Source organism: Thauera aminoaromatica S2 (assembly GCF_000310185.1).
Taxonomy (GTDB): Bacteria; Pseudomonadota; Gammaproteobacteria; order Burkholderiales; family Rhodocyclaceae; genus Thauera; species Thauera aminoaromatica.
This window is the reverse complement of the sequence record NZ_AMXD01000001.1, coordinates 92,152-111,482: the sequence shown is the minus strand read 5'-3', so window position 1 is coordinate 111,482 and position 19,331 is coordinate 92,152. Positions and strand designations below refer to the sequence as shown.

The window sequence follows — 19,331 nt, the reverse complement described above, 5'->3', positions numbered from 1 at the left end:
CTTCCTCACTCCCGTACTTGATAGATGTAGAGACCCTGCTCATCCCTTTCGGCACGCACCACGATCTGCGCGTGCCCTTTGGAACCTCGCACCACGAAGAAGTATTCACGATCCACTCCTCGGCGTCCCGCTTGAGCGCCGAAGTAACGGACCTTGACGATGCGTGCCCCCCCGATCTCCCCCACCTGCTCCTTCACGGATGAATTGCTTTCCAACCAGAGAATTGCGGCGGCGGCATGCGGATCGAGCCGGTTCGCAAAGTCGATAGCGAATCCGAATACGAGCGCGATCACAAGAAAAGTCAAAACCTTCCTCGTGACTGACCTTCTTCTGACGATGGGGTCTAGACGACCATCGACCCGATAACCCGCCGCACGCCGGAGCGCGTCGGATCGTGCCTTGAGATCCGGATCATCGTGTTGTGAGGCTCGCTCCATTGCTGTCGCCGCCGTCGACTACTGCGGCGATCGAGCGATGCCCGCCACGACAAGCGCCGAGAGGTCCGGCTCGCAGAAGTTCTCCGGCGTGGCATCGAGCTCGGAGAGGCTGCGAGGAAAGGCGAAAAGGCAGGCATCGCTCGACGCGTATCCCATGAGCCGGGCGGTGTTCTTGGCGATCAGCTTGAACACGCGTTGGGCGGTGCGGTCGGGGTCGCGATCCACGCGCCCACCGTCGGCGAGCTGCTGCAGCCTCGCAAGCGAAACGATCGAAAGGTGAAACGGCGTACTCGTGTCTCCCGCACTGGCGGCAAAGTTGAAACGCGCCGGTTTCAGTTGCATGTCGTCGGCGATCACGACGAAGCGCACGACGGTCCCGTCCCGTCGCCAGTCGATGCCGCCGATCAAGGCATCGAGTAGCGGACGCGCATCCATGAGCCCGAGCGTTGGCCGGAAAGGTTCGAGATCCATCTTGGTCGGGATCGTCACGATCGGTGGTGCAAGGGTGTCCTGCAGGCGCGCTACCAGTTTCGGAACGAAGCGTTGGTCGGCGATCTCTTCGTGGATGTGAATGGCCACCGCTGTCGGACGCAAAGTCCGGCCGGCAGCACGGTCATTTGCCAGACTGGGGCTGGTAGCCAGGAGCGACAGCAACATGCCCATCACAAGTTGCTTGTACCTTGTCGGCTTTGATTTCTTCGGCATAATTCAGGGCAGCTCTTGATCGGCGGGCAACGCATGCAGCATAGCTACAATTTCGACGTCCTGCTTGTCCACCCCCGCCTTCTGCAGCAGGGCTCGGACCTGACAACCGATGCGCGCTGGGCGGCCGACGAGAGCCCTGAAGCGTGCGCGGCCCTGTCCACGCGTACGCGTGAAACCGTCGAACGATTGAAGAAGGCGCTTCCCGATCTGCAGCCATTGCCGGTGGAGGCAGAAGAAGTACCGGATTGTCGGCGCGCGTCTAAAACTACCCAGCGGTGCGCGTTGAATTTTACCCAGGCACTTTAGTTGCCCGTCATGCAGCAACTGCTTTTCAGTTTAGTCGAGTTACCGTTCGTGAGTGTGCGCAGAGAAGCCCGCGAAGGGCGTAGCCCGAAGCGGGCTTCTCTGCGCGGGCGCCGGGATCAGAACGGCTCGTCCTCGGTGAGGGGGCCGCGCTTGCGCTGCTCGCGGTCCTTGATCCGCGACCGCGCGCTGGCCGAGCTCTGACGGAAGCGATAGGACTCGTTCCCGGTCTCGACGATATGGCAGTGATGGGTGAGCCGGTCGAGCAGTGCCGTGGTCATCTTTGCGTCGCCGAACACGCTGGCCCATTCACCGAAGCTCAGGTTGGTCGTGATCATCACGCTGGTGTGCTCGTACAGCTTCGAGAGCAGATGGAACAGCAGCGCTCCGCCGCTCTGGCTGAACGGCAGGTAACCCAGCTCATCGAGAATCACCAGGTCCATGCGCAGCAGCGAGAAGGCGAGCTTGCCGGCTTTGCCGGCCGCCTTCTCCTGCTCGAGCAGATTGACCAGATCAACGGTCGAGTAAAACCGCACCCGCTTGCCGTGCTGGGTGATCCCCGACACCCCCAGGGCCGTGGCCAAATGCGACTTGCCTGTGCCGGTGCCACCGATGAAGACGACGTTGTGAGCCTGCGCGGTGAAGTCGAGTGTGGCGAGTTCCTGAATCAACGCCCGCTCCACCTTCGACTGCTCGAAGTCGAACCCGGCCAGATCCCGATGCACCGGGAAGCGGGCCGCCTGCAGTTGATAGCGGATCGAGCGCAGGTGACGGTCGGTATGCTCGGCCTCGAGCAGGTGCTCGAGCAGCCAACCCGAACTCTGACACCCGAGATCACTCGTGGACACCAGCTCCGCCCAGGCGTCGGCCATCCCGTACAGGCGCAGGGCTTTCAGTTCGGCAAGCACATCACGCATGGCTCACCTCCGCACGCAGCCGGTCGTAACGCTGCGGGTCCGCCACCGGTGTTTCGCTCAGGGTCAGTACCGTGTCGACGGTCGGCGTGGCAGGGGCCGACTTCAGGCGATTGAGCACGTTCTCGATGTGCTCGGGGCTGGGGCGGCCCGCTTCGAGCGCCAACTCCACCGCCACGATGACCGCCCCCAGGCCATGCTGAGGCACGGCGGCGAGCACCTTCGCCATGACCCGATCTCCGCCTTCGCGCTTGAGCAGCAGTGCGCGCAGCGTCTGCAGTGGCGCGGGCATGTCGGCGAAGGGTGCGCCGTTCCTGAGCGCACCGGGCTTGCGCTCGATCAGCGGCAGATAGTGCTGCCAGTCGTAGCGCGCTTCGTTGCGCGTGAAGCTGCGCACGTGACGGGCCACGACGGTGTCGTGCGCGACGAGCTCGATCTGCTCGGGATACACCCGGATGCCGACCATCTGCCCCACCAACTCGCACGGCGCCGAATAGCGGCAGCGCTCGAACGTGACCAGGCAGGTGCTCGACACCTTGCCGAGCGTCTCCACGTAGCCGTCGAAGGGCGTGATCATCGGCATCAGGCTGGGCTGCTCCTGCTCGAGCATTTCCGCCAGGCTGAGGTCGTACTCCGGATGCTTGAGCTCATGCCACAGGCTGCGACACTTCGCCAGCAACCACAGGTTCAGCTCGGTGAAGGAACCAAAGCGCGTCTCGGCCGCCTCCTGCCAGATCCGCCGTCGGCTGTCCTGCACGTTCTTCTCGACGACGCCTTTCTCCCAACCGCTGGCGACGTTGCAGAAGTCCGGCTCGAACAGGTAGTGCGAGGCCATCGCCGCAAAGCGTGTATTGACCACCCGCGCCTTGCCTTTCTTCACCCGGTCGACGGCGGTCTTCATGTTGTCGTAGATCCCGCGCCGGGCTACGCCGCCGAGCGCGGCAAACGCCCGCGCGTGCGCATCGAACAGCATCTCGTGGCTCTGCGTCGGATACGCCTGCACGACAAAGGCACGGCTGTAGCACAGCTTCAGGTGCGCCACGAGCACCTTGCGCCACACCCCACCGATGACCAGATGCTCCTCGCTCCAGTCGAACTGGTGCGCCCCTCTCCCGGCTCGAACTGCAGCGGAACGAAGGCCTTCGCGACCGATGCACCGCCTTCGGCCTTCCAGCGCCGGATGAACTCGGTGACGCGGCTGTAATCGCCGTCGAACCCCTGCACCTGCAACTGCCCAAACAACTTCAGCGCCGTGCGCCGGTCCCGTTGCGGTCGCCGCGCATCGGTCTCCAACATCTTGACCAGCTGCGCCGCGTACGGCGCGATCTTGGTGTCGCCGACCCTGCGCTGGTACTTCGGGTCAACCCCTTCAGGCGCCTTCAGCCACTTGCGGATCGTCTTGCGCGTCAGCCCCGTGCGACGCTCGATCTCCGAGAGCGTGAGCCCCTCCCGGTAGTACAGCCTTCTGACCTTCCCCAGCAGATTCATGGTGATCATCTCCTCGGTTCCCCGCTCCTCGACGGAAGCGGCGGAGGTTAATCACCTGGGTACTTTTCAGCGCGCAGACCCCGCGAAATCTGGGTAGTTTTCAGTGCGCGTCAACAGTGGCGCGCTCATCGACACGAGCTCCTCAGTCCAGGATCAACCCGTGGCGCAGCGCGTAGGTCGCCAGCTCGGCATTGCTGGCCACGCCGAGCTTCTCGAGCAGGCGGGTGCGGTAGGTGCTGATGGTCTTCACGCTCAGGTTGAGCACGGCGGCAATGTCCGACACCGACTCGCCGCGCGCCAGGCGCAGGAAGACCTGCAGCTCGCGGTCGGACAGCTTCTCGTGCGGCGCGCCGCCGCCCCCGCCGCCGAGCTCGTCGGCGAGCAGTTCGGCGGTGCGCGCCGACACGTAGCGCCGGCCCTGCGCCACGGTGCGGATGGCCTGCAGCAGCGCCTCGCGCGAGCAGTCCTTGCACAGGTAGCCGTCGGCGCCGTTGCGGATCATCGCCAGCGCGTAGCGTTCTTCCGGGAAACCCGACAGCATCAGCACGCGCATGCCCTCGTAACGCTGGCGCACCGCGCGCAGCACGTCGACGCCGCTCTGCCCGGGCAGCGACAGATCGAGCAGCAGCACGTCGACCGGCTGTTCGCGAAGGGACTCGAGCGCCGCCTCACCCGAGGCGGCCTCGAACACGATCTCGAGGCCGAGCTCGTCGGCCAGCAGCTCGCGAAAGCCGGCACGCACGATCTGGTGGTCGTCGACGATGGCGATGCGCAGCATGGGCGGAGGTCCGGAATGCGGTGTAGGGGCGCGAGCATAGCCGAAGCGGGCCGGCGAGGCCGGCCCCACCAACGACGCGGGCCATGGACTCACCGTCCCTTGACGAGGTTGATGACGAAGCTGGCGACCGCCATCACCAGGAACACGACGAAGAGCACCTTGGCGATCTCGGCGGCACCCGCGGCGATGCCGCCGAAACCGAACACGGCGGCGATGAGGGCGATGACGAAGAAGACGACGGCGTAGTGCAGCATGATGTTCTCCTTTGAGGGCGCCGGGCGGTGCAGCCCCGGATCACGTCTTCACTTTAGGCGCCACCCCCGCTCCGCCCCATCGGCCCGGTCCTAAACCGGCGTCGGACGATTCCGACACGCGGGCACAGCTCCGCGCATCGGCTCCGACTCGCAGCGCACGCCGCAGCGTCGCTGCGCTATAATCCAAGGCTTTGTTTTATCTGAAAATCAGGACGCTTCCGTGCTCGTCGCAGCCAACATCACCCAGCAGTTCGGGGCCAAGCCCCTGTTCGAGAACGTCTCCGTCAAGTTCGGCGACGGCAACCGCTACGGCCTCATCGGGGCCAACGGTGCCGGCAAGTCGACGTTCATGAAGATCCTGTGCGGCATCCTCGACCCCAGCGCCGGCAACGTCTCCAAGGATCCGCACGAGCGCATGGCCTACCTGCGCCAGGACCAGTTCGCCTACGAAGACATGCGCGTGCTCGACGTGGTGATGATGGGCCACGAGGAGCTGTGGGCGGCGATCAAGGAACGCGACGCGATCTACGCCAACCCGGACGCCACCGAGGACGACTACATGCACGCCGCCGAACTCGAGGGCAAGGTCGGCGAGTACGACGGCTACACCGCCGAGGCGCGCGCCGGCGAGCTGCTGCTCGGCGTGGGCATCCCCACCGAGCTGCACAACGGCCCGATGAGCGAGGTCGCCCCCGGCTGGAAGCTGCGCGTGCTGCTGACCCAGGCGCTGTTCGCCAACCCCGACATCCTGCTGCTCGACGAGCCGACCAACAACCTCGACATCAACACCATCCGCTGGCTCGAGGACGTGCTCAACAACCGCGACTGCACGATGGTCATCATCTCGCACGACCGCCACTTCCTGAACCAGGTCTGTACCCACATGGCCGACCTGGACTACGGCACGATCACGATCTACCCGGGCAACTACGACGACTACATGGAAGCGTCGACCATGGCGCGCGAGCGCCAGTCGTCGGCCAACGCGCGCGCCAAGGACAAGATCCAGGAACTGCAAGCCTTCGTACGCCGCTTCTCGGCCAACAAGTCCAAGGCCAAGCAGGCCACCAGCCGCCTCAAGCTCATCGACAAGCTCAAGCCCGAGGACGTCAAGCCGTCTTCCCGCCAGTACCCGTGGATCCGCTTCGACTACGACGACAAGGACAAGCTGCACCGCCTCGCCTGCGAGGTGGACAACATCTCGTTCGCCTATCCGGGCATGGACAAGCCGCTGATCAACCGTTTCTCGATCGCCATCGAGGCCGGCGAGAAGGTCGCGATCATCGGCGAGAACGGGGTCGGCAAGACCACCCTGCTCAAGCTGCTGGTTGGGGAGCTTGCGCCGCAGAAGGGCGCCATCAAGTGGGCGGAGAAGGCCAAGCCGGGCTACTACGCGCAGGACCACTCGGCCGACTTCGCCGAGGACGTCAGCCTCACCGACTGGATCGCGCCCTACTCCCGCATCACCGCCGCCGCCACCGGCGAGGACAACGAGACCCTGCTGCGCGGCACGCTCGGCCGCCTGCTGTTCTCGGGCGACGAGGTGAAGAAGTCGGTGAAGGTGATCTCCGGCGGCGAGCAGGGCCGCATGCTGTTCGGCAAGCTGATGCTGTCGCGCCCCAACGTGCTGCTGATGGACGAGCCCACCAACCACCTCGACATGGAATCGATCGAGTCGCTCAACACCGGCCTGGACAAGTTCAACGGCACGCTGGTGTTCGTCTCCCACGACCGCGAGTTCGTGAGCTCGCTGGCTACGCGCATCATCGAGATCAAGCTGGATCACCAGATCGTGGATTACCGCGGGACGTACGAAGAGTATCTCCAGTCCCAGGGCCTGGACTGATCCGGGCGGCTCCGGCCGCAGTTGCACGACAAGGGGCGAACCCGCTGCCGCGCGATGCGGCGGCCGGTTCGCCCCTTCGCTTTTGCCGAGCCGGGTCCATCAGGCCTCGAGCGCTGGACATCCGGACGGACACGGATCGCCGATAACGCGCGCCATCTCATTGAAAATATAATAAAATTCTGTTTTTTTGAGCGGACATTCCGGCAGACATGATCGCCTCCGAGATTCCCGAGCTCGCGCTGCGCGTCGAAACCGACCGCTTTGGCCCCTTCCTCTTTCAGGTGGGCGTCGACACTGGCCGCCTGCAGCTTCCGATGCAGCGCGTCGAGGATGCCCATCGGCGCTTCGTCGCCTCGCCGCTCGCGCAGGTGGCGAATCAACTCGAGCGCGAGGTGATCGCCAGCAGCATCTACGGGACCAACACGATCGAAGGCGGCACGCTCACCGAGGATGAAACACGCTCCGCCATCGACCTCGATCCCGCGCAGGTGCAGGAGATCGAGCAGCGGCGGGTGCTCAACATCAAGGCCGCCTACGAACGCGCAAGACAGGCTGCGCTCGATCCGGGCTGGAAGCTGTCGATCGACTTCATGACCGAGGTGCACGGCCTGATCACCCACGATCTGCCGCACGCCGACAACCGCCCCGGCCTTCTCCGCGACACCCCCAAGGGACGCACCACCCAGGTCGGCAGTCCGCAGCACGGCGGACGCTACAAGCCGCCACAATACGGGGGCGACATCTGGCGCCTGCTCGAAGCACTGATCACCTGGCACGGCCAGTTGGTGGATGCAGGCATCCACCCGCTCGTCCGCGCGCCGCTGGTGCATTACTACTACGAACTCATCCACCCCTTCTGGGATGGCAACGGCCGTGTCGGGCGCGTCGTCGAAGCGACCTTGCTGCAGGCCGCCGGCTACGAATACGCCCCTTTCGCGCTGGCGCGCTACTACCTCGAGCACATCGACGCCTACTTCACGCTCTTCAACACCTGCCGTAAAGGGGCGGACAAGCACCGGCCCCACCCGAACACGGACTTCGTGCTTTTTCACCAGGAAGGCATGCTGGCGACGATCGACGCCTTGCACGACCGGGTCAATCGCCTCGTCGGCGTCCTGCTCTTCCAGAGCCGTTGCCGCGAGCTGCTCGACAACAAGACCCTCAACCCGCGCCAGTACACCATCGTCTCGCAACTGTTGGCGCAGGGGCAGGCGCAGGGGCTGGACGCGGTACGTCACGCCCCGTGGTACGCCAGCCTCTACCTCAAGCTCAACGACAAGACCCGCAGCCGCGACCTCAAGAAGCTGCGCGAGCTCGAACTCGTCTTCCTCGACACGGACAACCGCCTGTGGCCGGGCTGCATCCGTCCGAAGAACGTCAAGGCGCCCTGATCCCGCATCTGCAGGTTCGCGGCGGTCCTGGCGAGTCGAGCGCAATTCCGCACGATGGAGGAGCGCCCGGGTCCAGCGTGGACGCACGGCAGGCGGTTCAGCACCAGGGTGAGCATCACGAAGGCGACCACCAGCAGGCCGGACACCGCGAACACGCGGTTGTGGATGTCGAGGCCGAAGGGCCCGACGTTGAGGACGATGTTGTCCTGGCCGACCTTGTAGTCGGTGTCGATCGGATTGACCGCCCCCGAGGGAGCCATCGGATCGCTGCCATCCGTCATTGCAGCTCCTTGTCATTATGGGAATTCGTGGAATTCACGCGCACGGCCGAGCCTTCGCCGCGGCGACGAGGGGCGGAGTCTTGCAGCTTTCTACATATTTTTGTACAAACAGATCATGACAGATGGGATTTCGCCTCGCCCGCGCACTCGATCCGCCCGCAGCGGCACGGCGGGCGGCGAGTCGGCTAGAATCGAAGGCTGCGGAGAACCCCATGATCGGCCTCTTTCTCGTCACCCACGGCACCCTCGGCGAAGCGCTGATCCAGTGCGTGTGCCACGTCCTCGACAAGCGCCCGCCGCTGCTCGGCCAGCTCGGCCTGTCGGCGGGCGAGGATCCCGCCGACGCGCTGCCCCTCGCGCGCCGGATGATCGCCACGGTCGATGACGGCGAAGGCGTGCTGCTGCTCGCCGACCTCTACGGCGCCACCCCGTGCAACGTCGCCACGCGCCTGATCGAGCCCGGGCGCATCGAGCTCGTCGCCGGAGTCAGCCTGCCGATGCTGCTGCGCGTGCTGACCCATCGCGACGGCAACCTCGACACCCTGATCCGGCGCGCCGTCAGCGGCGCGGGCGACGGCGTGACGCGCGTGCAGCCCGGCTGATCACACCCGCCAACAAGAACATACGAACGAACGCACCACGGAGAACCGCGAAGATGCCGCGAGGAGACGCCCCCATCATCAACAAGCTCGGTCTGCACGCGCGCGCCTCGGCCAAGCTCACCCAGCTTGCCAGCAGCTTTCCGTGCGAGGTCTGGCTCGAGCGCAACGGCCGCCGGGTGAACGCGAAGAGCATCATGGGGGTGATGATGCTGGCGGCCGCGCGCGGCAGCACGATCACCATCGACACCCAGGGCGAGGGCGCCGACGCGGCACTGCAGGCCATCCAGGAGCTGGTCGCCGACCGCTTCGGCGAAGGGGAATGAGATGTCATTCACGCTGCACGGCCTGGCGGTCTCGCAGGGCATCGCGATCGGCCATGTCCACCTCGTCTCTCACGCGCTGCTCGAGGTCAATCACTACCACGTCGCGCCGCGCTACCTCGACGATGAACTCGCCCGTCTCGACGAGGCCCTCGCCACCGTCCAGGGCGAGCTGATCGGTCTCAAGGCGATCACCACCTCCGGCCAGGCGCACAGCGAGGTCGGCGCCTTCGTCGATCTGCAGCTGATGATGCTCGCCGACCCGATGCTGGTCGACGCCGCCCGCCAGCTCGTCACCGAGCGCCGCTGCAACGCCGAGTGGGCGCTGGTGCAGCAGATGGAGCACCTGGTCGAGCAGTTCCGCCAGATCGAGGACCCCTACCTGCGCGAACGCCAGGCCGATGTCGTCCAGGTCGTCGAGCGCCTGGTCAAGGTGCTGCTCGGCCACCCCGGCCACCTGCCGCCGCGTCGGCGCGACGGGCTGGGCAGCATCGTCGTCGCCCACGATCTGTCGCCCGCCGACACCATCGGCTTCCGCGACCACAACATCGCCGGCTTCGTCACCGACGTCGGCGGCCCCACCAGCCACACCGCGATCGTCGCGCGCAGCCTCAAGATCCCCGCGGTGGTCGGCCTGCACCACGTGCGCGACCTGCTTGAGGACGACGAGCTCATCATCGTCGACGGCACCCGCGGCGTGATCATCGTCGCCCCCGACGAGCAGATCGTCGAGGAATACCGCCTGCGCCGCAGCGAGCTCGAGATCGAGCGTTCCAAGCTCAACCGCCTGCGCGACACCCGCGCCGCCACGCTCGACGGCGAGGAGGTCAACCTGCTCGCCAACATCGAGGGCCCCAAGGACCTGCCCGCGGTCAAGAGCGCCAACGCCGACGGCATCGGCCTGTACCGCACCGAGTTCCTCTTCATCGGCCGCGACACCCTGCCCGACGAGGAAGAGCAGTACGAGGCCTACCGCGCCGTGGTCAAGGCCCTGCCCGGCAAGCCGGTCACCATCCGCACTTTCGACGTCGGCGCCGACAAGGCGCTCAACGGTGCCCAGGCGCGCGAGGAACCCAACCCGGCGCTCGGCCTGCGCGCGGTGCGCTACTCGCTGGCCGAGCCCAAGATGTTCAAGACGCAGCTGCGCGCGCTGCTGCGCGCCTCGGCCCACGGCCGCCTGCAGATCATGGTGCCGATGCTCGCCCACGCCCAGGAGGTCGACCAGTGCCTGACCCTGCTCGAGAAGGCCAAGGCCGAGCTGCGCGCCGAAAAGATCAAGTTCGACGAGGGCATCCGCATCGGCGGCATGATCGAGGTGCCCGCCGCGGCGCTGTCGCTCGGCATGTTCATCCGGCGGCTGGCCTTCCTGTCGATCGGCACCAACGACCTCATCCAGTACACCCTGGCGATCGACCGCTCGGACGAGGCCGTCGCGCACCTCTACGACCCGCTCCACCCCGCCGTGCTCAAGCTCATCGCCGGCACCATCTCCAGCGGCGCGCGCTTCGGCCTGCCGGTGTCGGTGTGCGGCGAGATGGCGGGCGACCCGCTGTACACCGAGCTGCTGCTCGGCATGGGCCTGCGCAACTTCTCGATGCACCCGGGCAGCATCCTCGAGATCAAGCAGCAGGTGCTGCGCGCCGACCTCGGCGAGCTCGCCCCCAGGGTGCAGCGCATCCTCAAGATGGACGAGCCGGCACGCATCCGCGAGGCGGTGGAACGGCTCACCGCCTGAAAACACCGCCGCGGTTGAAGCGCACCGGCCGTGGCAGTACAATCCGGCCTTCTTCGCGGTCGGCGCCAGATCGGCCCGAAATGCGGGTGTCGTATAATGGCTATTACCTGAGCTTCCCAAGCTCATGACGAGGGTTCGATTCCCTTCACCCGCTCCACTGCATCGTTCCAGGGAATTCTGAGGAAGTCCAAGAGGCATCGTAAGTCGTTGATTCTGGTTGAGTTTTCGACACCTCGATGTTCCAGTGGGCTCCACGGAAATCCACCTGAAGCCACGACGTTTATGTCCATTTTTGTGTCCATTTTTGCGGGCACGACGGCTTCCGGATTGTTGCTAGGGCGCTGAGGTCGATGGGTTAAGCATCTGGTTCCTGACTCATGTTCAGGAGCTAGAGCATGGCACTCTCAGACTTGGTGGTCCGCCAAGCCAAAGCCACCGGCAAGGCCTACACACTTCCAGACATCGATGGTCTCTCCCTGGCCGTGACGGCCACGGGCAGCAAGAGCTGGCACTTCCGTTACTACTGGATGAAGGAGCCCAAGCGCATGTCGCTGGGCACCTATCCCGAGGTGTCCCTTCGTGAGGCACGCGCCCTGCGTGACGAGGCGCGCGCCTTGGTGGCCAAGGACATCAACCCGCGCCTTCACCGCAAGCAAAAGCGCGCCGCGGTCAAACTCGCCGGTGAAAACACCTTCGAGGCGATCTACAAGAAGTGGCTTGCCCACCGCGAACGCGGCCTCAAGAAGGGCCGGCAGACCACCCTCTCGATCCTCCCTCGCGTCTTCGCCAAGGATGTGCTGCCCTTGCTGGGCAAGCGCTCGATCTACGACATCAAACGCCCTGACCTGCTGGAAGTGATCGCCAGGATCGAGCGGCGCAAGGCGCTCTCCGTCGCCGAGAAAGTCAGGACGTGGTTCAACCAGATGTTCCGCTACGCGCTGGTGGTCGTGCCGGGCCTGGAGCAGAACCCGGCTTCCGACCTCGACGTGGTGGCGCTGCCGCTGCCCCCGGTGAACCACAACCCGTTCCTGCGCATGGCCGAGTTGCCGAAGCTGTTGCAGCGCCTGCGCAAGTATCGTGGCCGGCTGCAGACCCAGCTCGGTCTGCGGCTGCTGCTATTCACCGGCGTGCGCACGGGCGAGCTGCGCCTGGCGACGCCGGATCAGTTCGACCTCGATCGGGGCCTCTGGATCATCCCGCCCGAGGTCGTGAAGCAGCTCCAGGTGGACATGCGCAGGAAGCGCCAGTTGCCCAAGGACATTCCACCCTACATCGTGCCGCTGTCGGTGCAGGCCATCGAGATCGTCCGGCACCTGCTCGAACAGCTCAAACCGGCCCAGCACTATCTGTTCCGCCACGACAGCGAGTTGAAGAAGCGCATGAGCGAGAACACGCTCAACGGCGCGCTCAAGCGCATGGGCTATCGCGACCTGCTGACCGGGCACGGCATCCGGGGCACGATGTCCACCGCGCTCAACGAGATCGGCTACCCGAAGGTGTGGGTGGACGCGCAACTCTCGCACGTCGATCCCAACAAGGTCAGTGCCACCTACAACCACGCCGAGTACGTCGAGCAGCGGCGGCGGATGATGCAGGATTGGGCCGACCGGCTCGATCTCTTCGAGCAGAACATGGTCGAGGCAGCGAGCATGCCGCTCACCATTCATTTGGAGGGCGTGCCCGTCCTCTCGGATGAGGAAGCCGCGAGTGCGCCACCCAAACCAGCGGCCGCGTCGGCGCCGCTCCTGATCGTGACCAGGCCGGGAGACGCGATGCCACTGGTGTCAGCCGAGACGCATCGGCTGCCCGCAGTGCCGTTGCCGCGTTCCGTCATGGAGGAACCGCTGTCCGACATACAGCGCCAGCGGATGGAACTGGTCGATGTCTTCGAGGCACCACACAACCTGCCAGTCGCCGAGTACGCGAAGATGGCGGGCAAGTCCCGCCGGTGGATCAGCTACGAGATCAAGGCCGGCAACCTGCTGGCGCTGAACCTGGGCAACCGTGGTCAGCGCGTGCCGGATTGGCATCTCGATCCGGTCAAGCACGCGCTGATCCAGGCGGTCCTCAAGCTGACCAGGGGCGCCGACCCTTGGCAGATCTACAACGCGCTCCTGCAGCCGCGCGCGAAGCTGCGCGGCGGCTCGGCTCTGGAAAGCGTCAGTGCCACAAATCTCGACAAGATCATCATGGCGGTGAGCACGACGGTGAAGGAAAGCGAGTGGTCCCCGCAGCAGGTGGCGTTTGCGTAGCGCGCCAGCGCCCAGCAGTGCGCGCCCCTGTCTCAGGACACGGAGCGCGCGCGGCGGGCGAATCTTTCCTGGGGCTCGGTCAAGGACGAGGACGGGCGAAGCAGGTAGGCCATCACGATGATGGGTGCGCCAGCCAATGGCCGCGCGGCGATGCCGCGACGCAGGTAGCAGGTCAGTCTCGCGGCGGGTGCGACGGCAATGCCGTAGCCCGCGGAGACGAGCGTCATCGCCATGTCGAAGGTGCTGACGGTCTGCTCATGGCCCTGCGGTGCATCCTCGACCAGGCCATGCGCCACCGCGCGCCACGGCTCGTCGGCCGTTGACTGCGCGCAGATCAACGGCTGCTTGAGCAGCTCTTGGCGAGGCACTTCACGGTAGGACAGCAGGTGCGAGCGCTTGGCGACGGCGACTGCCAGCGTGTCATGCCACAACGGCTCGCACACCCAGCCTGGCCACTCCCAGGCGGCTGTGGACAGGGCCAAGTCAAAGTTATCGTGCGGCAGTTCCTGCGCCTGCGCTGTGGAACTGCATCCGATCAAGGCGGTGGCGGTCTCTGGCTCTTCGGCGCGCTGCAACGCCAGCAAGTCGGCAAGCGGTGAAGGCACCCACTCGCCGAGCACAGCCACCCGGATTTCAGTGGAGGCATCGCTCGATTTCACGTCCAGTTCCTCCAGGCAGTGAACTCGCGGCGACCGATGAAGTCGCTTCTATTGAGTTAAGTTTAACGTGGTTTATATCGTGTCAATCCTCGACGCTTTTGGCAATGCAAAAGCGTTCGATTCAAAGAGGCCGGCCCACCGGGACAACAACCTACGAAGCGGAACCAGCCATCGCGTTTGGGGCCTCCGTGCGCGAAGAAAGAACCAGTCAAGGCATCGCCCAGGAAACGCTGGCTCATCTGTCAGGAATCGAGCGTTCGCACATGGGAAAGATCGAGCGTGGCGAGCATGTCCCCACGCTCCCCCTCATTCTCAAAATCGCCCGTGCGCTGAAATGCAGTTCTGCCCACTTGATGGCGCTGACTGAAGCCAAGCTGGCAGAGACGGCTCCGCCTAAATCAGCGGACTGAAGCCGGCCCGCGCCGTGGCTCCTTGTCTACCCCTGTTCGTTGTCGTTCTTATTACCGGCGGCTGAATTTTCGCGCTTTACGGCCTCGGTGAGGAGGCGCAGGTATGGATTGTCCGGAGGCATTTCCTGGAACAGCGCTTCGGGAGCGCTCAGCAGGTAGCCGTGCAGTCGCCTGGATTTGCGCGGCCCCGTGACTTCGCAGGTCCAGATATTCAGCCCGCTGGCTTGCTTGCGGTGCAGGCCTAGCTTCTCGAAACGCTTCTGCACCCACTGCCATCCCTCCAGGTTCTCCGGTTTCGCCAGTGCGGCGATTTGCAGATGTTCCTGCGCATAGCGCTGGAAGACGCCGGGGCTCACCAGGTAGGCCGTTCCGGCGACGCTGTGCACCAAGGCTTTGGCGTCGTTGATGATGAGCTTGTGCGTCTGGATGCCCTGACGCAGCCAGGCCATGAAATGCTCGCCGGATGGCTCCGGCCGATCCTGAAATGGCGCGAGGCTTATCTGCGGCAGCACCGTAGGCGCCGGTGGCGAGGCAGGCTCGGGTTCGCTCGGGGCCTCCGGCGCTACGGGTGGGGCCGTGTCACTCAGCAGATCGAGCAGCGCAGCCACGCCGTTGTCGGTGGGCATAGGGACGGTCGGCGCGATGCTTGGTGGCGCCGTATCGGCGCTTTCCAAGCCTGGCGCTTCGGATGCCGGTGCCTGCGGTGTCGGCGCCCCTTGTTCCTCGTCGGCCTGCACGCGACCCGCGAACGGCGCCGGCCGGTCGGCCGCATCCCAGACCATGGCCGGAGACAGTTTCAGGAAGGTGAAGCTGTGCGACCAGCCGGCATCGCTGGTGACGGTGGCCTTCCAGATCGCCTTGCCGTCCGGTGTGGCCAAGGCGATGCCGTGATCCTGCAGCACGTTGAACACCGCCGTGTTGCTGGCCGGGATGCCGTCGATGCCCTGCGACAGCAGATGCGCGCGCAGCTTGTCAGAGACGGTCTTGCTCACCAGCCAGAGCGCGTCCTGGGTCAGCCAGCCATCCGAGGCCTGGGGCTGGTTCAGCTTGAATTCTTCCTTCAGGAGGTAGCGCAGGCCATCGAGCAGCTTGCGCTGCAGTGCGTGCCGGGGCGCTGCCAGGGCCTTGCTCGGATCGCCGCCGAGTTCCTGGGCGACGGATGCCTGGTCCGCCTGCACGACCAGTTCGCCGAGCATGCCGGCGTGCTCGTACTGGCCGGCCAGGACGTACAGCAGCGCGGCCCACAGGTCGGGGTAGTCGGCGAGCCAGTCGAAGATGCCCGGATCGAGCAGCCGGGCGTAGAGCAGCCCGGTGGCGGCGCTGTGCAGCCGGTATTCGCGCTCCCTGCGGTAGCGGAAGCGGTACGGCCGCCGCAGCGGGCCGTGCCAGGGATGCCAGACCGTGCCGTCCGCGTACTCGACGTGCAGGTCGACCGCGATCTTGCCGATGTCGTGCAGCAGCGCAGCATAGGCGGTGCCTGCGGTCCAGGCCTCGGCCTGGGCGGCTTGCGCCTCCGGCGTGGCGCCGGCGGGCAGCAGATGCGACTGCCGCAGCTTGAGCGCGTAGGCGACGATCTCCAGGCCGTGGTCCAGCATGCCGCCCGGATAGGCGTGGTGATGGGCCTCCGACGCGGGGAATTGCTGGACCAGCTCGGCGTAGCGTTCCAGCGGGGCGAGGTACAGCGTGGCGAACTGCCGGCGCGACAGCGAGGTGCGCTGCCAGATGTGTTCCAGCAGCTTCTGCCGGCGCGGCGTCGCCAGCAGCGATGCGGCCGGCTCCGGCCGCATCAGCCCTTTGCCGGGCTCGGCGGGAGGTTTGGGCGGTGGCGCACTGGCGGCAGGTGGCACCCGTTTGCGTTGGAACAGCGAGAGCATGGCGAACCCCAGACGGCGGGCCGGTCGGGAGAGCCTTTTGGCCTTTTCGGGTAGGGCCTTTCCCCTTGGCCCCATTCCCTTGCCCCTTCCCCAGCCCTTTGGCCTTTACGGAAACCTTTGGATATAGGGCAACGACGCCTGCCGAACCACAACCAATGCGGGTTTGGCCCAAGTCGGATTGATGCGGGAAGGCTGGCTGTGCCGCCCCTACGATGGAGCCGTTTCATCGACCGGACGGAGCACCATGCACACCCAGATTGACAAGGTAAGGAAATTTCCTTACCATCCAGGCATTGCCATCAGGAGTGCCGCCATGCCCGAAATCCACGAAGTCGCGACGCTGACCTCCAAGGGTCAGATCACGCTGCCCAAGTCCATCCGGCAAGCGCTGGGCGTGGACACCGGCGGCAAGGTGGCGTTCGACCTGCGCGGCGGCGAAGTCGTCGTGACCCGCGCCGACGCCGACCATGAAGACCCGGCCATCGGCGCCTTCCTGGGGCTGCTGGAAGCGGACATCCGGGCCGGGCGGCACGTCCAGTCCCTGCCGGACGATCTGGCGCGGGCCATGCTGGCCAACGCGCACCACGCGGTGAACCTCGATGAAGACATCGAAGGCGAAGTGGCGCTCTGATGCAGCGGCACGGTTGGACGCTCCTGTTCCACGAGGGCGTGATCGAGCAGTTGCGCAAGCTGCACGCGGCCGCGGAACGGGCCGAACAGAACGACCCGCAGGGGTTCGAGAGCAACGCCAACGTCAAGCTGTTCCGGGCGTTGAGCCAGTTGATCATGGATGTCGTGCCGAGCGATCCTGCGCGCGACGAATTCCGCCAGGGCAACACCTTGGGGCCGGCCTACCGGCACTGGCGGCGCGCAAAGATCGGGAGGCGGTTCCGGCTGTTCTTCCGCTTCGACTCCAAGGCCAAGGCGATCGTGTTCGCCTGGGTCAACGACGAGCAGACCTTGCGGTCGTCGGGCAGCAAGTCCGACCCCTATGCGGTGTTCGAGAAGATGTTGGGACGCGGCAACCCGCCGGACGATTGGGCGGCGCTGGTGGCCGCAAGCCAGGCCGACTGGCGCGCAGCAGACAAGGACTAGACCGCGGTTGAAGAACAGCACAGGTTTCAATCGCGACACGGACAGGGATCACAGCCACACGACAGGATGAACATGAGGTAGCCACCATGAAGACCGCCGCACAGACCACCTTCGCAGAACGCCTCGGCCGGACACTGGGCCGGGCGTGGAGAGGCTGCGCGCGTCTGGATCGGCGGGCGCAGGGCTGGCTGCTCGCGCAGGGATGGGCGCCTGGCATTGCCAAGGCCGCGCTGCTGGCCGTCAAGCTCGCTGCGATCGGTGTCCTGCTCTACACCGCGTTCTGGCTGGCACTGCTGCTTGCGTTCGCGCTGGTCGGCGCCTGGGTAGTCCGCAACGACGATGGGAGCTACGACGAGGAACACAAGCCGGAATGGCGATACGGCCCTGCCGGGTACGGCCTCTACACCCATGACGATTACCGGATCGACCCCCACGATCCAGAAGACGAGCAAGCCTAGAGGCGTTACTTCGCTGCTTTCATAGCGACACCCGCACCCCTGCCGCCAGCAGCTTGGGCATCCCTGGTTCCTGCCGCCAGCCCTTGAATTGCCGTTCCCGCGCGCACGCCTACCCAGCCCAGCGCAGCCACCCAGAAGGTAGGCAGCACGATGAACATCGTCGCCATGACGAAGTTCAGCAGCATGTCGCCGAAGGCGTTGTTCAGGCCGATCAGCGGATCGAAGTTGCTGTGCGGCCGGTTCGCGCCGAACCCCCAGCCGTAGAGCGCGTCGAGGATCGTGCTGTCCAGCCAGCGCGCGAGCTGGAACCAGAAGTCCACGAAGAACAGCGCGAACTGCACGCAGCTCACCGCGACCAGCGCCTTCAGCTCGTAGGTGCCGAAGACCAGCACCAGCGGGATGCAGATCACCAGCGCCATCTTGAGCAGCGACAGCACCATCGGCAGCGCCTGGCGTACCACGTCCATCGCCGGAAAGAAGCCCAGCGAGCCCATGGTCAGCCCCAGGTCGCCGGCGCCGCGCGTCACGACGTTGGGCAGCGTCTTCTCGATCTGGCCGCCGTAGTCGGTGTAGACCGAGCCCTGGTTCATCTTCTGCTGCCGCGGCGAGACCACGGCGCGGATCACCGAGTCGTTCACCTCGCTCTGCGACAGGAAGCCCGCCCAGCGGCCGATGCGCGTCAGCAGGTCGGGATCGACCTGGGCCAGCAGGCGCGCGCGCAGGCCGCTGCCGCCGTCCGACCACCACTGCCGGCACGTGGGGTAGCCCCCGCCGCTATCCACCTGGGCCAGCCCCGCATCGCGCGTCGCGTCGTAGGGCCAGGCCGTGCGTGGCGTGTTCGAGTGGTAGGTGTCGTAGAAGCCCGCGTTGTTCAGGAAGTAGCTCGAACCGATCCAGGTCACGTCATTCATCTGCTCGTCGGAGAGCGTGGGCCGAGACATGAACAGCTTGGCGCGCGAGGGGCCGTAGCAGTCATGCACGAAGTCGCCGACCTCCTGGGCCAGCACCGGGTCATCGATGCGCGTGGCATCCACGTCCATGCGCATCTGACGCAGATCCGTTCCGCAGGGGATGGCCGCCACCGCGCCGCCCGTCACCGCCTTCGAGATGGCGTGCATGAAGAACCACCACACCGGCACCAGCGCGCTCTGGTTGTTGAGCGTGGTGTAGGCGTTCGACCAGCCCGTGTCGGTGGGCTGCGGGACGCTGACCTGGCATTGCGCGGAGCGCGTCGTGTCGAACTTGATGGTGCTGAGGTCGACCGGAATGAAGGGGATGCCGGCGAACAGGATGACGACGATCGCCACCCACACGCGGTTCTCGATGCGCATCGATGACAGCACCCCCTTGTTGCCCTCGTCCGCACCCTCGGCCCGCGCGCGCAGCCATTCCTGCACCACCATGACCACGAAGGGCAGCGCGAATACGCCGCTGGCCACGAGGATGTTCCAGATGCCGTTGCTGACGATCCACCCGACCAGGGTCAGGTAATACTCCAGGTAGTCCGTTGTGTTGAGCGTCATGGCGTT

Annotated in this window: 19 protein-coding genes, 1 tRNA gene and 1 pseudogene; 12 read left to right on the top strand and 9 right to left on the bottom strand. The window is 65.5% G+C overall.

Going from position 1 to position 19,331, the window contains the following annotated elements; translation table 11 throughout:
• Window positions 1-5: 5 nt before the first annotated feature.
• Both C665_RS00575 and C665_RS00570 read right to left on the bottom strand, forming a co-directional pair.
• Entirely contained in the window at window positions 6-437 is a 432-nt protein-coding gene (locus C665_RS00575) for a hypothetical protein (protein ID WP_157276995.1), read from the bottom strand.
• 18 nt (window positions 438-455) lie between these two features.
• A complete protein-coding gene (locus C665_RS00570; protein ID WP_083854659.1) occupies window positions 456-1,100 on the bottom strand; it encodes a hypothetical protein in 645 nt (214 codons plus the stop codon).
• 75 nt (window positions 1,101-1,175) lie between these two features.
• On the opposite strand from C665_RS00570, the gene C665_RS19925 reads away from it, so the two are divergent.
• Window positions 1,176-1,448 carry a hypothetical protein gene (locus C665_RS19925; RefSeq protein ID WP_245537115.1) on the top strand — a complete coding sequence of 91 codons (273 nt, stop codon included), beginning with the start codon at window positions 1,176-1,178 and terminating at the stop codon, window positions 1,446-1,448.
• 116 nt (window positions 1,449-1,564) lie between these two features.
• Here the strand turns inward: C665_RS19925 and istB are convergent, their stop codons facing one another.
• From istB to C665_RS19920, 4 genes and pseudogenes are all read right to left on the bottom strand, one after another.
• Window positions 1,565-2,362 carry an IS21-like element helper ATPase IstB gene (gene istB / locus C665_RS00565; protein ID WP_004265643.1) on the bottom strand — a complete coding sequence of 266 codons (798 nt, stop codon included), beginning with the start codon at window positions 2,360-2,362 and terminating at the stop codon, window positions 1,565-1,567.
• Window positions 2,355-3,847 (bottom strand): annotated as a pseudogene (istA, locus tag C665_RS00560) (IS21 family transposase). The gene istB and the pseudogene istA overlap by 8 nt, the downstream one beginning before the upstream one ends.
• A 142-nt stretch (window positions 3,848-3,989) precedes the next feature.
• Window positions 3,990-4,625, bottom strand: a complete 636-nt coding sequence (locus C665_RS00555) for a response regulator (protein WP_004265641.1) — start codon at window positions 4,623-4,625, stop codon at window positions 3,990-3,992.
• A gap of 89 nt (window positions 4,626-4,714) precedes the next feature.
• Window positions 4,715-4,879 (bottom strand): DUF1328 domain-containing protein, encoded by a 165-nt coding sequence (locus C665_RS19920; RefSeq protein ID WP_004265637.1) that lies wholly within the window; start codon window positions 4,877-4,879, stop codon window positions 4,715-4,717.
• A 220-nt stretch (window positions 4,880-5,099) separates the two neighbouring features.
• Here C665_RS19920 and C665_RS00545 point away from each other — a divergent pair, with 220 nt between their 5' ends.
• The 7 genes from C665_RS00545 to C665_RS00515 all read left to right on the top strand — a co-directional run bounded on the left by C665_RS00545 (window position 5,100) and on the right by C665_RS00515 (window position 13,306).
• Window positions 5,100-6,725, top strand: coding sequence for an ABC-F family ATPase (locus tag C665_RS00545; RefSeq protein ID WP_004265635.1), 1,626 nt, complete (start codon window positions 5,100-5,102; stop codon window positions 6,723-6,725).
• A 209-nt stretch (window positions 6,726-6,934) separates the two neighbouring features.
• Window positions 6,935-8,116 (top strand): Fic family protein, encoded by a 1,182-nt coding sequence (locus tag C665_RS00540; protein ID WP_004265633.1) that lies wholly within the window; start codon window positions 6,935-6,937, stop codon window positions 8,114-8,116.
• Between the two features lie 493 nt (window positions 8,117-8,609).
• Window positions 8,610-8,999 (top strand): PTS sugar transporter subunit IIA, encoded by a 390-nt coding sequence (locus C665_RS00535; RefSeq protein WP_004265631.1) that lies wholly within the window; start codon window positions 8,610-8,612, stop codon window positions 8,997-8,999.
• A gap of 53 nt (window positions 9,000-9,052) precedes the next feature.
• Window positions 9,053-9,322 carry an HPr family phosphocarrier protein gene (locus C665_RS00530; RefSeq protein WP_004265630.1) on the top strand — a complete coding sequence of 90 codons (270 nt, stop codon included), beginning with the start codon at window positions 9,053-9,055 and terminating at the stop codon, window positions 9,320-9,322.
• A gap of 1 nt (window position 9,323) precedes the next feature.
• The gene (ptsP, locus tag C665_RS00525; protein WP_004265629.1) at window positions 9,324-11,054 is read left to right on the top strand and encodes a phosphoenolpyruvate--protein phosphotransferase; all 1,731 of its coding nucleotides are present in this window, start codon (window positions 9,324-9,326) and stop codon (window positions 11,052-11,054) included.
• Between the two features lie 82 nt (window positions 11,055-11,136).
• Window positions 11,137-11,211 (top strand) — tRNA-Gly (locus C665_RS00520).
• Between the two features lie 238 nt (window positions 11,212-11,449).
• Window positions 11,450-13,306 (top strand): tyrosine-type recombinase/integrase, encoded by a 1,857-nt coding sequence (locus C665_RS00515; protein ID WP_004265627.1) that lies wholly within the window; start codon window positions 11,450-11,452, stop codon window positions 13,304-13,306.
• Between the two features lie 32 nt (window positions 13,307-13,338).
• Here the strand turns inward: C665_RS00515 and C665_RS00510 are convergent, their stop codons facing one another.
• The gene (locus C665_RS00510; protein WP_003454711.1) at window positions 13,339-13,965 is read right to left on the bottom strand and encodes a LysR substrate-binding domain-containing protein; all 627 of its coding nucleotides are present in this window, start codon (window positions 13,963-13,965) and stop codon (window positions 13,339-13,341) included.
• 104 nt (window positions 13,966-14,069) lie between these two features.
• Between C665_RS00510 and C665_RS19910 the strand changes: the two genes are divergently transcribed.
• Window positions 14,070-14,375, top strand: a complete 306-nt coding sequence (locus C665_RS19910; RefSeq protein WP_003454714.1) for a helix-turn-helix domain-containing protein — start codon at window positions 14,070-14,072, stop codon at window positions 14,373-14,375.
• 26 nt (window positions 14,376-14,401) lie between these two features.
• On the opposite strand, the gene mobH is transcribed toward C665_RS19910, so the two are convergent.
• Entirely contained in the window at window positions 14,402-16,249 is a 1,848-nt protein-coding gene (gene mobH / locus C665_RS00505; RefSeq protein WP_031329115.1) for a MobH family relaxase, read from the bottom strand.
• 313 nt (window positions 16,250-16,562) lie between these two features.
• On the opposite strand from mobH, the gene C665_RS00500 reads away from it, so the two are divergent.
• The 3 genes from C665_RS00500 (at window position 16,563) to C665_RS00490 (ending at window position 17,802) form a co-directional block, all read left to right on the top strand.
• A complete protein-coding gene (locus tag C665_RS00500) occupies window positions 16,563-16,880 on the top strand; it encodes a type II toxin-antitoxin system PrlF family antitoxin (protein WP_003454724.1) in 318 nt (105 codons plus the stop codon).
• Window positions 16,880-17,344 carry a type II toxin-antitoxin system YhaV family toxin gene (locus C665_RS00495; protein WP_003454727.1) on the top strand — a complete coding sequence of 155 codons (465 nt, stop codon included), beginning with the start codon at window positions 16,880-16,882 and terminating at the stop codon, window positions 17,342-17,344. The genes C665_RS00500 and C665_RS00495 overlap by 1 nt, the downstream gene beginning before the upstream one ends.
• Before the next feature lie 86 nt (window positions 17,345-17,430).
• Window positions 17,431-17,802: a DUF3742 family protein gene (locus C665_RS00490; RefSeq protein WP_003454730.1), complete on the top strand. Its 372-nt coding sequence runs from the start codon at window positions 17,431-17,433 to the stop codon at window positions 17,800-17,802.
• 5 nt (window positions 17,803-17,807) lie between these two features.
• Here C665_RS00490 and C665_RS00485 read toward each other — a convergent pair whose 3' ends face one another.
• Window positions 17,808-19,325 (bottom strand): conjugal transfer protein TraG N-terminal domain-containing protein, encoded by a 1,518-nt coding sequence (locus C665_RS00485; RefSeq protein ID WP_003454733.1) that lies wholly within the window; start codon window positions 19,323-19,325, stop codon window positions 17,808-17,810.
• Between the last annotated feature and the right edge of the window lie 6 nt (window positions 19,326-19,331).